Annotated in this window: 13 protein-coding genes; 3 read left to right on the plus strand and 10 right to left on the minus strand. The window is 64.1% G+C overall.

The window, feature by feature from the left end; all coding sequences use genetic code 11:
• Together H3T92_RS00005 and H3T92_RS00010 are read right to left on the minus strand one after the other, a co-directional pair.
• Positions 1-2254 (minus strand): InlB B-repeat-containing protein (locus tag H3T92_RS00005; protein WP_232341983.1); only part of this gene is annotated, 2254 nt, incomplete at its 3' end.
• 258 nt (positions 2255-2512) lie between these two features.
• Positions 2513-3388, minus strand: coding sequence for an undecaprenyl-diphosphate phosphatase (locus H3T92_RS00010; RefSeq protein ID WP_029678827.1), 876 nt, complete (start codon positions 3386-3388; stop codon positions 2513-2515).
• 145 nt (positions 3389-3533) lie between these two features.
• Here H3T92_RS00010 and H3T92_RS00015 point away from each other — a divergent pair, with 145 nt between their 5' ends.
• Complete coding sequence (locus tag H3T92_RS00015; protein WP_198179650.1) at positions 3534-4328, plus strand: fructosamine kinase family protein; 795 nt, start codon at positions 3534-3536, stop codon at positions 4326-4328.
• Between the two features lie 10 nt (positions 4329-4338).
• Here the strand turns inward: H3T92_RS00015 and dnaJ are convergent, their stop codons facing one another.
• Together dnaJ and hrcA are read right to left on the minus strand one after the other, a co-directional pair.
• A complete protein-coding gene (dnaJ, locus tag H3T92_RS00020; RefSeq protein ID WP_198189198.1) occupies positions 4339-5475 on the minus strand; it encodes a molecular chaperone DnaJ in 1137 nt (378 codons plus the stop codon).
• 84 nt (positions 5476-5559) lie between these two features.
• The gene (hrcA, locus tag H3T92_RS00025) at positions 5560-6633 is read right to left on the minus strand and encodes a heat-inducible transcriptional repressor HrcA (RefSeq protein WP_198189199.1); all 1074 of its coding nucleotides are present in this window, start codon (positions 6631-6633) and stop codon (positions 5560-5562) included.
• A 184-nt stretch (positions 6634-6817) separates the two neighbouring features.
• Between hrcA and tkt the strand changes: the two genes are divergently transcribed.
• Both tkt and tal read left to right on the plus strand, forming a co-directional pair.
• On the plus strand, positions 6818-8920 hold the full coding sequence (gene tkt, locus H3T92_RS00030) for a transketolase (protein ID WP_198189200.1): 2103 nt from the start codon (positions 6818-6820) through the stop codon (positions 8918-8920).
• Between the two features lie 155 nt (positions 8921-9075).
• Positions 9076-10185, plus strand: a complete 1110-nt coding sequence (gene tal, locus H3T92_RS00035; protein WP_154313493.1) for a transaldolase — start codon at positions 9076-9078, stop codon at positions 10183-10185.
• Between the two features lie 112 nt (positions 10186-10297).
• Here tal and hemH read toward each other — a convergent pair whose 3' ends face one another.
• From hemH to H3T92_RS00065, 6 genes are all read right to left on the minus strand, one after another.
• Entirely contained in the window at positions 10298-11221 is a 924-nt protein-coding gene (hemH, locus tag H3T92_RS00040) for a ferrochelatase (protein ID WP_198189201.1), read from the minus strand.
• Positions 11214-12611 carry an MFS transporter gene (locus H3T92_RS00045; RefSeq protein ID WP_198189202.1) on the minus strand — a complete coding sequence of 466 codons (1398 nt, stop codon included), beginning with the start codon at positions 12609-12611 and terminating at the stop codon, positions 11214-11216. Before H3T92_RS00045 ends, hemH begins: the two co-directional genes overlap by 8 nt.
• A gap of 4 nt (positions 12612-12615) precedes the next feature.
• Positions 12616-13374: a hydrogen peroxide-dependent heme synthase gene (gene hemQ / locus H3T92_RS00050; protein ID WP_198189203.1), complete on the minus strand. Its 759-nt coding sequence runs from the start codon at positions 13372-13374 to the stop codon at positions 12616-12618.
• Between the two features lie 233 nt (positions 13375-13607).
• Positions 13608-13856 (minus strand): preprotein translocase subunit SecG, encoded by a 249-nt coding sequence (secG, locus tag H3T92_RS00055; RefSeq protein ID WP_045924434.1) that lies wholly within the window; start codon positions 13854-13856, stop codon positions 13608-13610.
• A 60-nt stretch (positions 13857-13916) separates the two neighbouring features.
• Positions 13917-14699 (minus strand): triose-phosphate isomerase, encoded by a 783-nt coding sequence (gene tpiA / locus H3T92_RS00060; RefSeq protein WP_045924435.1) that lies wholly within the window; start codon positions 14697-14699, stop codon positions 13917-13919.
• 87 nt (positions 14700-14786) lie between these two features.
• Positions 14787-15983, minus strand: a complete 1197-nt coding sequence (locus H3T92_RS00065) for a phosphoglycerate kinase (protein WP_024628061.1) — start codon at positions 15981-15983, stop codon at positions 14787-14789.
• Positions 15984-16046 lie beyond the last annotated feature (63 nt).

The raw sequence follows: 16046 nt of genomic DNA on the forward strand, positions 1-16046 counted from the left end.
GCAGGTAGGTGAAGTCCGCTGGCAGGTCCGGGTAGGTGTTGCGGTCGGGCTTCCTCACCATGACCGGCGCATGCTTGTCGTCTCTTGTCCCGTCGCCGAGCTGGCCAGAGCCGTTGTATCCCCAGGCGTAAACGTTGCCGTCGCTGCCCACGGCCAGGGAATGAGAGCCTCCGGCGCTGACCTGCAGGTAGGTGAAATCCTCCGGCAGGTCCGGGTACGCCTTCCGGTCGGGCGTCTTCACCCTGACCGGCGCATGCTTGTCGTCTCTCGTCCCGTTGCCGAGCTGGCCATAGTAGTTGTCTCCCCAGGCGTAGGCGTTCCCGTCGCTGCCCACCGCCAAGGAAAAACCATAGCTGGTGTTTGGTGATCCGCTGACTTGGCTGAACCTGATGCCGCGGCTGGCGCTGTCGGGCGGGGTGATGGTGGCGGGTTCCCTGCCCAGCTGGCTGCCCTTATCAGGGCTGATGCTCCACCTGCTGTTCCGGCCTGCCGGCGTCCAGCGGGCGGCCAGGGTCAGGTCCTTGTCGACGGGCCTGCTGAAATCATAGGCGACCTCGCCAATAAACCATCCGTCGAACAGGAATCCTTCCCGCGCCGGGTCGGGGGAGGGGCGCTTCGCCCTCCCGTACGGGGAGGAGACATGCTGGTCTGCTGGCATCGGGCTTCCGCCGCCCGTGTCGAAGCGGACCGTGAACGCGGATCCTGGTTCGGCAGCTCGTGCCGGCGGCTGGTCGACCGTGTACGCAAGGCTCCTGGTGAACGGCTGCCCGTCCTGCCTGCCCGTGATGAGGATGACGGCCGGCCCCGGCTGGCGGGCGGGCATGTCCGCCTGCCAGGAGCCGTTGCTCCTGCTGAGCGTCAATGCCTGGCCGTCCAGGCTGGCTGATGCCAAGGTGGGCGCAGCAGTGGTGTCGAGCCTGTCGGGTTTGCCGTGGTTGCCTTGGGTGTCCATGCTCCACGCGAGCATGCCGCCCTGCCTGCTGACGGCGGCGATCCTGCCGCCGGTGCTTGCAGCCTGCACGTACTGCTGGCTCCCGTCGTCCGCACGCTTGGGCGCTTCGCCGGGCTTCCAGGCCCAGACAAGACCATTGGAATCAACCAACGCTGCTTGTGTAGCGTCACTGCTTATTGCTGTGACGGCAGAATGGTCGGGCATAATCAGCAATTCTGGCTGGGTTTGTCTGTTGTCCAGATAACTGGTCTGGCCGGTTGAGTCCAGAAGCACAAAGCCATGATCCGTGGCTGATATCTGAACAATTCGGTGAGCAATCTTGACGAGTTGGATCTGAGTGGTATCAACGGTATCCGGCTTCCAAGCCCAGATTCTGCCCTTGCTGTCCATGGCGAGCAGGCGATCAGCATTGCCAGCCACCTTGATTGCTGAGGCCTGCTTGGGCAGGCTTATGGCCTTTCCTGTCAGCTCCCCCTTGATGCTCCATGTGCGTATACGGCCATCCTGATTCACTGCTACGAGGTGGTCGGCAGCCATGGCAATGCTGGTGTACGTCGTGGAATCTGCGTCAAGCAAGGCAGGTGTATCCCCACCTTTGCTCCAGGTGTAGATGCGGTGGTCCCTGCTCAAGGCCGCAAAGCCGTTATGGCCAACTATCCCAGTTATGAATCGCATGTCACCGGGTTCGCCCTGAGGCGATGGCACCTGAACAGGCATTTCAGCGTTTGATGTCCAGATGTACAGGCGGCCATCGCCGGTCACGCCGATCAGCTTGTCGTCATGGGCTTCCAGGATGCTGAACGAGGGTGAGTCCGCATTCGGGGGTGTGATGGTGATGCTGGTGCCGCCGGAAGCCGGACCATGGTCGGGGCTGAGCGCCCAGTCAGTCACCGGGGTCCACTTGGCCTTCAAGGCGGTGTCTCTGGTGATCGGGGTGCGGAAATCCATCATTGCGTCATGCTCGGACCAGCCGTCGAAACGGTAGCCGTCGCGCTTCGGATTATCAGCAGGAGGCGACGCCAAGGAGCCATCCGGCACAGTTACACGTTTGGTTTTGCTTCCACTAGCAGGGTCGAACACCACAGTATGGGAAGCAGCAGCAGACTGGGTCCCAGTAGGTGAATAAGAGCTGGATGGCGAGATTCCAAGGGATTGGGAAGAACCTGTCGGGGTTTGAACAGGGGAAGAAGAAACAGACGACGTCGTCAGCGGCGACGGGGAAGGCAGACTGGTCGGTTGTAGATCGCTCAGGGAACCGTTATCTACCTGAGCGGTATAACGACCCCCCCCCCCCGTTGACATCTGAGCCGGAGGCGAAGACGGTGCCGGTGGCCATGCCGGTCAGCAGCAGGGGTATCAGCACCAATGCTGACATGAGCGGCCGCAGGCCAAACCTATGCTTACGAGAACCGGCAGACGTCGACGACGAAACCACAACAAACCTCCCCAAAGGATTCAAAACGCTTGGCTTACCCAGTCCCCCGCAACCATGGGCAGCACATGAGCAAATCCTATCACGGGGCCATGTGAGCGTCGAATCCCCCGGCAATTCACCCAGGCTCAGCTGGCCGCCACGCCCCCTACTGCGGGCAGGGCGCCGACCATGAGCATGATGGCCACGAAGATGGCCAGGCCGATCCGGTAGATGACGAATCCCCGGTAGGAGAAGCGCGAGACGATCTTCAAAAAGGCGATGATGACGATGTATCCCAGCAGGAAGCTGACCACGGTGGCGCAGATGGTGGCGCCCCAGCCGGGGAAGGCGGCGTCCGCGTTGATGTTTTTCAAGGATTTTACCGTCTCGAGGATGCCGGCGCCGAAGACGGCGGGGATGGCCATGAGGAAGCTGACCCGGGTGGCGGACTCGCGGGTGTAGCCCAGGGCGCGGCCGAAGGTCATGGTGCCGCCCGAGCGGGAGACCCCGGGGATCAGGGCCAGCATCTGCCCGATGCCGAAGAGCAGGGCGTCCCGGGCGCTCATCTGGCGGATCTCCTTGTTCTGGCGGCCGTGGCGGTCGAAGTAGTCCAGCAGCAGTCCGAAGACGATCAGCACCACCACGGTGATCCAGAGGTTGCGCAGCTTGGTCTCGATGATCTTCTGGAAGAGCAGGCCAGCCACCACGATGGGCAGGGTGCCCAGAATGATGTACCAGCCCAGGGCCGCGTCATGGTCCTTGGAGCCCATCCGCTCACGCCAGGAGGAGCCGTCCTTGCCGGCCAGGCAGCGGAACCAGTGGGTCAGTATGCGGGCAATGTCATGCCGGAAGTAGAGCAGGACCGCCAGCTCGGTGCCGAATTGGATGATGGCTGTGAAGGCCGCGCCCGGGTCCTGGCCCAGCAGGCCGCCCACAATGCGGATATGGGCGCTGGATGAGACGGGGAAATACTCCGTCAGGGCCTGCACCAGGCCGAACAGAATGGCTTCGAAGAAATTCATGGACCCCTCTTGCTATGTCGGACAACAATGGCAAGCATAGCCACCGCGCGGGGCAGGCAGAGCCAAGGGCCGGGCATGTCTCGCAGAATGCCCACAATGGGTCTTGTCGGAATCGACGACTCGACGAATAGGGGTGTGGATCATCATGGCCAAGACCTACAGAAAATCCAGGGGCGGGGCCCCGGCGGGATTCTTCGAGTGCGAGGGGCGCGGGCTGCAATGGCTGGGCCAGGCTCAGGCGCAGGGCGGTCCCCGGGTGGTGGACGTCTACGACTGGGGCCCGGACTACCTGGACATCGAGGAGGTGACCTCCGCCTCCCCCACGCCCGGCGCGGCCTACCGCTTCGGCGCCCAGCTGGCCCATATGCATGATGCCGGGGCCGACCACTTCGGCTCCGCGCCCGAGGGTTACACGGGCACCTGCTACTTCGGACCCCTGCAGGATCCGCTCCCCATGGACGTGGGCGCCTGGGACGACCCGGCCACCTACTGGGCCAAGGGACGGCTGGAGCCCATGGTGGGCATGGCCATGGATCGGCGGGCTCTGAACCGCGATGACATGAAGATGACCGAAGAGGTGATCCAGGCCCTGCCTGAGCTGCTGGGCGCGGCCGCCAATGACAAGCCCGCCCGGGTCCACGGGGACCTCTGGAGCGGGAACGTCATGTGGACCAGGAACGACGGGAACACCCAGGCCGTCCTGATCGACCCCGCAGCCCACGGCGGCCACCGCGAGGAGGACCTGGCCATGCTGCAGCTGTTCGGCATCCCCTACCTGGGGCAGATTCTGGACGGCTACCAGAGCGTGCATCCCCTGGCGGCCGGCTACCAGAACCGGACCACGCTCTGGCAGCTCTACGCCATCGCCGGGCACTGCGCCTTCTTCGGCGGCGGCTATGTGAGCGAGTACCGGTCCATGTGCCGGTCGCTGCTGGGCTGACTCAACCGACTCAGCTGAAGATGTCCTTGAGCTTGCCGAAGATCCCCTTGCGGCCCCCGACTCCGGCAGGCTTGGCACTCTGCGGGACCTGCTTGGCTTCGGAGTCGTGGCTGTTGGCGAAGTCCTCAATCAGGCGGCGCTGATCGTCGTCCAGCTTGGTGGGGATCTGGACCAGCACGTGGACGATGATGTCGCCGCGCTCCTCCCGGTTGCCCAGTCTGGTGACGCCCAGGCCCTTGATGGTGATCTCCTGGTCAGGCTGGCAGCCGGCGGGGATATCCACCTGGCGCTGGCCGTCGAAGGTCTCCAGGTCGACCTGGTGGCCCAGCACGGCCCAGGTCATGGGCACGGCGATCCAGCAGTGCAGGTCCTGGCCGCTGCGGGTGTAGTGCTTGTCGGGCTTGATGGTGATGTCTATGTACAGGTCGCCGGCGGCACCGCCGCCCTCGCCCACCTCGCCCTGGGAGGCCAGCCGCAGCCGGGAGCCGTCAGCCACGCCTGCGGGCACGTTGACGCCCACCTCGCGGCGGGTGCGCACACGGCCGTGGCCGTTGCAGACCGGGCAGGGGTGCTCGATGATGGTGCCGTGGCCCTCGCACCGCTCGCAGGGCGCCTGGCTCATCATCTGCCCCAGCAGGGTCCGCACCACCTTCTGGGCATAGCCCTTGCCGTTGCAGACCGGGCAGGTCACCGGGGAGGTCCCCTTCTGGGCCCCCGAGCCGCCGCACTCCCGGCAGAGGCCGTAGGTGCTGATGGGGGTGCGTACCACCCCGCCGAAGATGGCGGTCTTCATGTCCACGGAGACCTGGGCCAGGGCGTCCCGGCCCGGCTGGGTGCGCGGGATGGGTCCCTGGGTGGTGCCTCCGAAGCCGCCGCCGAAGAACTGGTTGAAGACGTCGCCCATGTCGAAGGGGCTGCCCCCCTGGGAGGCCTGGGGATCGTTGGGGTCCACGCCCGCGTCGTACATGCGCCGCTTCTCGGGGTCGGAGAGCACCTCGTAGGCGCTGTTGACCTCCTTGAACTTGTCCTCGTATTCAGGCCCGGCGATGTCCGGGTGGTACTTGCGGCTCATCTTGCGATAGGCACGCTTGATGTCCTGATCGCTCGCGCCGCGCTCGACTCCCAAAACCTCGTAGTAATCTGCCACCGATCATCCTTTTCGTTTGATGCCCTCTCGACCCATAGTTGCATGGGCCCACGATACCTATGACTTATGCGTTTGCCTTGACGGTCACCGCTCCCCGTCGCCGGCCAGGAAACCGGTCAAATAGGAGGCCACGGCACGAACCGCGCTCATGGTCGCCGGATAGTCCATATGGGTCGGACCGATGGAGCCCACGAAGGCCACTGGCTCGTCGGCTTCGGAGCCGTCGTTCTGCCTGGACCGGGCATGGCCGTATCCGCTGGTGACCACCGAGGCGTGGGCCAGTTCGGGGGTCCGGGTCTCGGTGCCGATGGCCACGCTGACCCCGTTGCTCTCGCGTGAAAGCTCGCTCTGGGCCCGCATGAGCCGCATGAGCACCACCTGCTCTTCCAGGGCATCCAGGAGCGAGCCCAGGTCCCCCAGGGAGACGGCCTGGCTGTGGGTCAGCTGGGAGGTGCCGGCCATGTAGAGGCCGCTGGTCTGCTCCCGGGTGGCCATCTCGTCGAAGACCGTGGCCACCAGGCGCAGCATGGATTTGTCACGGCCCTCGGTGAGGGAGTCGGCCAGCATGCGGCAGCGGTCGGCGGCGCGGTCCAGGGGCAGGTCCTGGCACTGCCTGTTGATCTTGTCGGACAGGTCCGCCAGGGCGTTCGGGTCCTCCTGCAGGGGCCCGTGCAGGGTGCGCTGGACCACCCGGCCGGTGTCGGTGATGACCACCATAAGCACGGTCCCCCGGCTCAGTCCTATAAGCTCGGCCCGGCGCAGGTTCGAGCTGGCCAGGGAGGGCGAGGCCACCACGGCGATCTGCCCGGTGATCTGGGCCAGAAGCCGGGCGGCGTGCTGCAGGGTGTCCTCCAGGTTGACCGACCCGGACAGGAAGGCGTTGATCCCCCGGCGCTGGGCGGCGGACAGGGGCACGATGGTGGCCAGCCTGTCGACGAAGTAACGGTAGCCCTTCTGGGTAGGGATGCGGCCGGCCGAGGTGTGGGGCTGGACCAGGTAGCCCTCGCTCTCCAGGGCCGCCATGTCGTTGCGCACGGTGGCGGAGCTGACTCCAAGCTGATGATTTCTGGTGAGCGAACCTGACCCTACCGGCTCGCGAGAACGGATATAGTCCTCGACGACCGCGCGCAGCACCAGCATGCGTCTGGTATTAGGCAATGTCGCTCCTTCCGTCATGGTTTCATTATTAGCACTCGGGCCACGAGAGTGCCAAAATGTCGCGCGAAGAGCCGAATTGTGTCGTCTCGAACCGATACGATGGAAACGCAATGTGAAGGTAATCGAACATTTTCGACACAAGTCGAACATGAAGACCTCTAGATTGGAAGGAAAGCAGCACCATATGGCAGATTTCACATGGTCCGAACTCGATGAGCGGGCTGTCAAGATGGCCAAGGTCCTCTCGGCCGACGCGGTCGAGAAGGCCGGAAGCGGCCACCCCGGCTCCCCTATTTCGCTGGCGCCCATCGCTTACGCGCTCTACCAGCACTTCATCCGTCACGACCCCAACGACCCCGACTGGGTTGGGCGTGATCGGTTCATTCTTTCCGGCGGCCACGCCTCGCTGACCCAGTACGTGCAGCTCTACTTCTCCGGGTACGGACTGACCCTGGACGATCTGAAGCGCTTCCGCACCGCCGGCACCAGGACCCCCGGCCACCCCGAGTACGGCCTGACCCCCGGCATCGAGATGACCACCGGCCCGCTGGGCCAGGGTCTGGCCTCGGCCGTGGGCTTCGCCTATGGTCAGCGCTACGAGCGCGGTCTGCTGGATCCGGACGCACCCGAGGGGCAGTCCCCCTTCGACCATAAGATCTGGGTCATCTGCGGCGAGGGCGACGTCGAGGAGGGCGTCTCCTCCGAGGCCAGCTCCCTGGCCGGCGACCAGCGCCTGGGCAACCTGACCGTCATCTTCGATGCCAACCACATCCAGATCGAGGGCGATACCCGCATCGCCCTGGGCGAGGACATCCTCAAGCGCTACCAGGCCTACGGCTGGTACACCGACGAGTTCAGCTTCATCCAGCCCGACGGCTCCTACAAGGAGGACGTCGAGGGCCTGGCTGCCGTCCTGGAGAAGGCCGAGCAAGTCACCGACCGGCCCAAGTTCATCAAGGTGGACACCCTGATGGCCTGGCCCACCCCCGGCAAGACCAACGATCCTTCAGCCCACGGCTCAGCCCTGGGCGCCGAGGCCGTCGCCGGCCTGAAGAAGACCCTGGGCTACGACCCTGAGCAGAGCTTCCAGATCGACGAGGAGGCCCTGGCCCACGCCCGCGAGGTCGCCCAGCGCGGCCTGGCCGCCCACAAGGACTGGGACGAGAAGTACCAGGCCTGGCGCAAGGCCAACCCCGACAAGGCCGACCTCTACGACCGCATCCATGCCGGCAAGCTGCCCGAGGGCTTCGACAAGGCCCTGGACGACCTGGAGGCTGGCTTCGAGCCCGGCTCCAAGGTGGCCACCCGCAAGGCTTCCGGCGCGGTCATCAACGCCCTGGCCCCCATCATGCCCGAGCTCTGGGGAGGATCCGCCGATCTGGGCGGCTCCAACAACACCAACATCAACGGTGCTGTCTCCTTCGCCCCCGAGGCCGACAAGACCGTCCAGTGGCCCAAGGCCAGCAAGTACGGCCGCCAGCTGCACTTCGGCGTGCGCGAGTTCGGCATGGGCGCCATCACCAACGGCATCCTGCTGGGTTCGGACACCAGGCCCTACAACGGGACCTTCTTCCAGTTCAGCGACTATGAGCGCCCCTCGGTGCGCCTGGCCGCCCTGATGGACATCCCCAACCTGTATGTGTGGACCCACGACTCCGTGGCCCTAGGCGAGGATGGCCCCACCCACCAGCCCATCGAGCACCTGACCGCCGTGCGCGCCATCCCCCAGATGGAGGTTGTGCGCCCGGCCGATCAGTACGAGACCGCTGAGGCCTACCGCGCCTTCTTCGAGAAGGACAACACCCACCCCACGGCCATGATCCTGACCAGGCAGGGCGTGCCCACCCTGGAAGAGACCAAGGCCAAGGCCCGCGAGGGCGTGCGCAAGGGCGCCTACGTGCTGGTCGACACCGAGGGCCAGCCGGATGTGCTGATCATGGCCACCGGCTCCGAGGTGCAGCACGCTGTGGCCGCATCCAAGACCCTGGCCGAGCAGGGCGTCAAGGCCCGCGTCATCTCCGTGCCCTCGCTGGAGTGGTTCGAGGAGCAGGACGACGAGTACAAGGAAGCCGTTCTGCCCGCCTCCGTCAAGGCCCGCGTCTCCGTTGAAGCCGGACTGGCCACGCCCTGGTACAAGTACCTGGGCAGCTATGGCAAGCCCGTCTCCATCGAGCAGTTCGGCCTGCAGGGCAGCGGCGACGAGAACATGCGCGACCTGGGCATCACCGCCGATCATGTGGTCGAAGCAGCACAGGCTTCCCTGGAGGAAGTCCGTCGGGCCCGCTGAACCCGGAATCGTGATCAATCGGGGGCCGTCCGCGACGCCGGCCCCCTCCCCTGCAGGCACGCCCGAAACGCGGGCCTGCGGGAATACAGCAACAGACTTCCCGGTAGTGCATAGTGAATGTGATTCCATCGGGAACCCAAATAAGGAGTGACAAGATGGCAGAAAATGCAAACACCCAGCGCACCAGCGATTCAGGTGTCTCGATCTGGTTGGACGATCTGAGCCGCACCCGCATCGAGTCGGGCAATCTGCAGCAACTGATCGCCGAGCGCAATGTGGTGGGCGTGACCACCAACCCCTCGATTTTCCAGAAGGCCCTGAGCCAGGTGGGTCCCTATGACGAACAGCTCAAGCAGCTGGGCCGCATCCCCGTCGAGGAGGCCGTCCGCGAGCTGACCACCACCGACGTGCGCAACGCCACCGACATCTTCCGCGAGGTCGCCGAGAAGACCGACTACGTGGATGGACGCGTCTCCATCGAGGTCGATCCTCGTCTGGCCCACAACACCGAAGAGACCGAGAAGCAGGCCGAAGAGCTTTGGAACAAGGTCGATCGTCCCAACGCCATGATCAAGATCCCCGCCACCTTGGAGGGCCTGCCTGCCATCACCGCCACCCTGGCCAAGGGCATCTCGGTCAACGTGACCCTGATCTTCTCCCTGGAGCGCTACAAGCAGGTCATCGACGCCTTCATCGAGGGCATGGTCCAGGCCGACAAGAACGGCCATGACCTGAAGCACATGGGCTCGGTTGCCTCCTTCTTCGTCTCCCGCGTGGACACTGCGGTTGACAAGCTGCTGGAGGCCAACGGCTCTGACGAGGCCAAGTCCCTGGAGGGCAAGGCTGCTGTGGCCAACGCCCGCCTGGCCTACGAGCTCTTCGAGAAGGCCTTCGACAGCGATCCTCGCTGGGCCGACCTGGAAGCCAAGGGCGCCAAGCGTCAGCGTCCGCTATGGGCCTCCACCGGCACCAAGAACGCCGCCTACTCCGACTGCAAGTACGTGGACGAGCTGGTGGCCCCTGACGTGGTCAACACCATGCCTGAGAAGACCCTGAACGCTCTGGCCGATCACGGCAACGGCGCTCCCTCGGTCAAGGGCACCTACGAGGAGAGCCACCAGGTGATGCAGAAGCTGGCTGACCTGGGCATCAACATCAAGGATGTGACCGACAAGCTGGAGGCCGATGGCGTCGCCGCCTTCATCGACTCCTGGGATTCGGTCCTCTCCGACGTGCAAAAGGGCATCGACCGCGTCAACGGCTGAGCGCCTGACTGACAGTCGCAGCTATTAAACATTGTGCCCCGTCCAGTTCAAACAGGACGGGGCACAATTGGTATCAGTGCTGGATTTTACTGGATTTCTTGACGCTGCGGGATTACTCGGCCTTGGCCTCCTCGACCACCTGCTGCAGGGTAGCGATCAGGGCTGGGCTGTCGTTGGGCATGTTCAGCCTGGTCAGGGTGCCGCCGGCGGACTCGATGGCCTTGGCCAGCTCCATGTCCACGTCGTAGCAGATCTCCAGGTTGTCGGCAATGAAGCCGATGGAGGCGGAGACGATGGTCTTCATGCCGCTCTTGGTGATCAGATCCTTGGCCACGGTGACGAAATCAGGTCCGATCCAGGGCTCCTGGGTGCGGCCTGCCGACTGCCAGGCCAGCACGTACTGGTCCTCCTTGAGACCGGCGGCCTGAGCCACGGCATTGGATAGACCGATGACCTCATCCTTGTAGGGGTCCCCTCCCTGGATGATGCGCAGGGGCAGGGAGTGGGCGCTGAAGATCACCTTGGTATCCGGCCGGTCGGTCAGATCCTTCTTGGCCACCAGCTGGTCGCTCCAGAAGTGGATCAGCGCCTGGTGGTTCCACCAGGACCGCACCGGCAGGTATTCCATGCCCGGGTGGGCCTCGACGGCCTTGCGGGCGCGGTTGTGGTAGTCCTCGCTCGAATAGGAGGAGTACTGCGGGGCCAGGGGCAGACCGATGACCCTGGTGATGCCGTCGGCGGCAATCTGGTCGACTGCGTCCTTGATGAAGGGAGTGATGTACTTGAGTCCTTCGTAGACCTTGTAGGCACCGGGGTGGGCCTTGTCCAGCGCAGCCTGGAGGCCGTCGCGCTGGGCCGTGGTGATCCTGGCCAGGGGCGAAGGCAGACCGATGGCCTTGTAGCGGCCGACCAGCTGGTCCATGAGCGGCTTGGGCGGCTCCTGCCCATGGCGGATATTGGTGTAGTACCCCTTGATGTCGGACTCCTGGTAGGGGGTGCCGTAAGCCATGAGGAGGACAGCTGTAGGTTCAGTCATTAGCAACTTCTTTCTGTGAAAATGGAATGCAGTATGTCAGGCCGATATTGACCAGGGCTATGACGATGACCACCAGGAACATGTTCCTGTAGGAGGCCAGCCCGGCCTTTCCGCCCACCTTGCCCAGTTCAATGGCCGAGGCGAAGAGCAGGGGGGCGATGGTGGTGCCGATCTTCTTGCAGGCCGACAGCCCGCCGATGGCCTGCATACGGTTCTCGGGCCCGGCCAGCCTTCCGGCGATGACCTGGAGCGGCGAGGACATCATGGAGCCCATTCCGACCCCCATCAGGAAGGACAGGACCATGAAGAGCTGCAGGTTGTGCAGGGTCAGGGTGATCACCAAGGCCATCAGGCCTATCAGCGATGAGGAGAAGACGAGGGTGGTCCGGTAGCCGAACTTGTCGACCAAGAGCCCGCCCAGCCAGGACCCGACCACAGAGCCGAGCCCGACGCCGACCATGACCATGCCGGCCGAGCGGACCGGGAGCCCGAAGACGGAGTGGACATAGGTCGGAATGTAGACGAAGAGAGAGAAGAACATGCCTCCCAGGGTCCCCAGCAGCAGGGTGAGCCCATAGGAGGGCAGCTTCAGCAGGCGGATGGGCAGGAAGGGCATGGTCTCGCTTGAACCGCCCAGATTGCGCTCATGCACCAGGAAGACCGCGCCGGCCACCACGGTGACCAGGAGGCATCCGATGATCAGGCCCAGATAGGTCGTGCCGTACTGGAGGAAGGTGATCGCCACCATCAGCAGGGCCAGAGCGATGCTGAAGGAGCCCAGGCCCAGGTAGTCGGTCTTCCAGGCGCGGTCGGTCTTCGAGTCGCCCATCATGAACCAGGCCAGAATGAACAAAATGGCTAGGAAGGGCAGCATCATGAAGTAGTAGGCCCGCCATCCGTGGGTGATGCCCAGGAGCATGCCCGAAAGGACCGGGCTGACCATGGCGGAAAGCCCGGCGATGATGCCCACCGTGGAGACCTTCCTGCCCTGGTTGTTCCTGCGGGCGCGCTGCAGCAGGACGTTCATGGACAGGACCATGATGCCGCTGTCTCCCAGGGACTGGATGAACCGGCCCAGCAGCATGACCGCGTAGTTGGGCGAGACCGCCGTCATCAGACATCCAAGGAACCAGAAGGCCAGCTCCCAGAGGAAGACATTCCTGGTCCCGTGGGCGTCGGAGAGGTTGGAGGTGATGGGCGTGCCCACCACCAGTCCCAGGGTGTAGAGTCCGACCACCCAGGAGGAGCCCATGGTGGTCAGGCCGAAGGTCCGTGTGATGGACGGCAGCATGGTCGGCACCGCTCCCCCATCCAGCTGGGTGATGAAGACGATGACCATGAAGAACCATATGGGCGTGGAAAGGATCGATCTTCTCTCTCTTGCAGACATGGTGTTACTGTCCCATCTGGTCCGTGAGCAGCCTGTCAATGCGCTCGGGATCGGTATGGGTGCCTACCAGGAAGTAGGGGAATTCGCCGTAGATGGAGCTGGCTTCGATGTAGCGCATCTCGGTTACGATCTTCTTGAATTGGACAGGGTCGTCGGCGAAGAGCGTGACGCCCCACTCGTAGTCGTCCAGGCCGATGGAGCCCGTCAGGATGATGGAGACCTTGCCGGCGTAGGAACGGCCGATCTTGCCATGGTCGTGCATGTAGGCCTTGCGCTGGTCGTAGGGCAGCGTGTACCAGTTGGCGCCGGGGACGCGGGTCTTCGACATGGGATAGAAGCAGATGTAGGGCTTGTCGGGCGTCTTGGGATGCAGGCTGGCGTTGACGTAGGACCAGCCACGGTCCGTGGTCGGTTCGCCCGAGTAGAGGCCCACCTCGGTGACCGACACATAGGAGATGGTCGGCTCCAGATAATCGGAGATGCGCAGCTTCTCCAGGGAGGTCTCGACCTCCTGCAGCTGATCCAGGGTCTCCCTAAGAACCATCAGGCCCAGGTCGGCCTTTTGCCCGTTGACCTGGCACCAGTAGTGGCTTCCCTGGCCCTGGGACTGGACCTCGTCCAGCTGTGCGGCCAGGGCCTTGAACTCATCCAGGCATTCCCGGCGTTCGCCCTGGGGCACTCGGCGCCACTTGGCCCAATCGATCTTCCAGAAGAGGTGGAGGCAGAACCAGCCCTCCAGGCTCGGTGCAGCTTGCTCAGCCATGAGCACTTCCTTTCGCTTGCTTAGCTTGCACGGCATTGTGTGATGCGCCGCTCGTCGGGCACACCGTTCTCCACTCTATCCGTCAGACGGCTAAATTGTTGGATTATCGATGCATTGTGAATGACATATTGTGGTAATAGTCAAGGACTATGGACCTTGCACTGAAGTCGCCTAGATATGGAAAAACCCCGGTCGATGCCGGGGTCAGGTATTTCAGGTATTGTCTGCGGGAATCAGGCCAGCTTGTACTTGGAAATGAGATCCAAGGCGATGATGATGGCCACCCAGATCAGGGCCACGATAATGGTCAGCCGGTTCAGGTTCTTCTCGGCTGCGCCCGAGGTGCCCGCGTTGGAGCCGATTCCACCACCGAACATATCGGACAGGCCGCCGCCCTTGCCCTTGTGCAACAGAATCAGCATGGTCAGCAGTATGCTGGCGAGGATCACAACGACTTCGAGCACAATCTTGACAATGGTCACGGCACATACCTCCATGTAAGGAACTGGGAACAAGTATACAGACACCCGGGGAAAAACGCATCAGCCCTTGGCGGCCAGTCGCACGATTCGCGAGAACTCCTCCACATCCAGGGAGGCGCCGCCCACCAGAAAACCGTCCACGTCCGGCTGGGTGATCATCTGGGAGGCGTTCTTGGAGGTGACCGAGCCGCCGTAGAGGATGCGCACGGCCTGGCCGGCCGGTTCCCCGAACTTGCTTGAGATATGGTCGCGGATGGCCCGGGCGGCCTGCTGGGCGGTGTCCGGGGTGGCCACCATGCCCGTGCCGATGGCCCAGACCGGTTCGTAGGCCACGATCAGGTTTTCCATGTCCTCCTTGGCCAGGTCACGGGTGACGTCATTGACCTGGCCAACGGCGAAGTCCAGCTGGATGCCCTGGCGGCGCTCCTCGTAGCTCTCCCCCACGCAGAGGATGGGCTTCATGCCCGCAGCCAGGACGGCACGGACCTGGTCGACGATGTTGGCATCGTCCTCGGGATGGTACTTGCGCCGCTCGGAGTGGCCCACGATGACGTAGCTGCAGCCCAGCTGAGCCAGCATGTCGGCGGACACATCCCCGGTGAAGGCGCCCTGGGCGGTGACTGAGACGGCCTGCGCCCCGTATTCGATGGGCAGGTTGTCGGCCTCCACCAGCACCTGGACGGAACGCAGGGCGGTGAAGGCGGGCATCAGAGCCACCTGGCAGCGCCTGCGGTCGAAGTGGGCGTCGCGCAGGAGCCAGGCCAGCTTCTGCACGAAATAGGTGGCTTCCAGGTGGTCGAAGTTCATCTTCCAATTGCCGGCCACCAAGGGAATGCGTGCCATACCAGACCTTTCCATCCGCACAACAACAATGCCGGGCCGCCGGATGCGAAACCCGGTGACCCGGCATTGCCCGTCTGTCTGCCGATCTTACTCCAGCACCTTAAGGCCGGGAAGCTCCTTGCCCTCAAGGAACTCCAGGGAGGCGCCGCCGCCGGTGGAGATGTGCGAGAAGCCATCCTCGGGGAAGCCCAGGTTGCGCACGGCCGAGGCGGAGTCGCCGCCGCCGACGATGGTGAAGGCTCCGGCCTTGGTGGCATCGACCAGGCCCTGGGCCACAGCCCGGGTGCCATCGGCGAATGCCGGGAACTCGAAGACGCCCATGGGACCGTTCCAGACCACGGTCTTGGAGTCCACGATCTTGTCGTGGAAGAGCTTCTGGGAGTCGGGACCGATGTCCAGACCCATCTTGTCTGCAGGGATGCCGTCGGCAGGAACCACCTGGTGGGGCGAATCCGCCTTGAACTCGTCAGCCACCACGATGTCGGTGGGCAGGACCAGCTCCACGCCCTTCTCGCGGGCGGTGGCCATGTAGCCCTTGACGGTGTCGACCTGATCCTCCTCCAGCAGGGAGGAGCCGACCTCATAGCCCTCGGCCTTGAGGAAGGTGAAGACCATGCCGCCGCCGATGACCAGACGGTCGGCCTTGCTGAGCAGGTTCTCGATGACGCCCAGCTTGTCGGAGACCTTGGAGCCGCCCAGGACCACCGTGAAGGGCCGCTCGGGGTTCTCGGTCGCCTTGGACAGGGCCTTGACTTCCTTCTCGACCAGCAGGCCTGCTGCGGAGGGCAGGAACTTGGCCACGGAGTAGTTGGAGCCCTGGGCGCGGTGGACCACGCCGAAGCCGTCGGAGACGAAGACATCGCCCAGGTCGGCGATCTTGCGGGCGTAGGCGTCACGCTCGGCCTCGTCCTTGCTGGTCTCCTCGGGGTTGTAGCGCACGTTCTGCAGCAGGACCACGTCGCCGTCGTTCATGGCGGCCACCTTGGCATGGGCATCGGGACCGTAGGTGTCCTCGGCCAGGGGAACCTGCACGCCCAGCAGCTCGCCCAGGCGGGCGGCCACGGGGGCCAGGCTCAGCTCGGGAACGACCTTGCCCTTGGGGCGACCCAGGTGGGCCATGAGGATGACCTTGGCGCCCTGGCCACGAAGCTGCTCGATGGTTGGCAAGGCGGCGCGGATGCGGCCGTCGTCCGTAATAGTGGTGCCGTCCAGCGGCACGTTGAAGTCCGCGCGGACGAGCACGCGCTTGCCCTTGAGATCACCGAGGCTCTTCAGTGTTTTCATGCGTATCCTTTCTGACTGCGGGTCCATGCGCCCGCTCCCCTGCCATGGTACTCAGGCAGACCG

The organism is Bifidobacterium sp. W8112 (genome assembly GCF_016101425.1).
Lineage (GTDB): Bacteria > Actinomycetota > Actinomycetes > Actinomycetales > Bifidobacteriaceae > Bombiscardovia > Bombiscardovia apousia.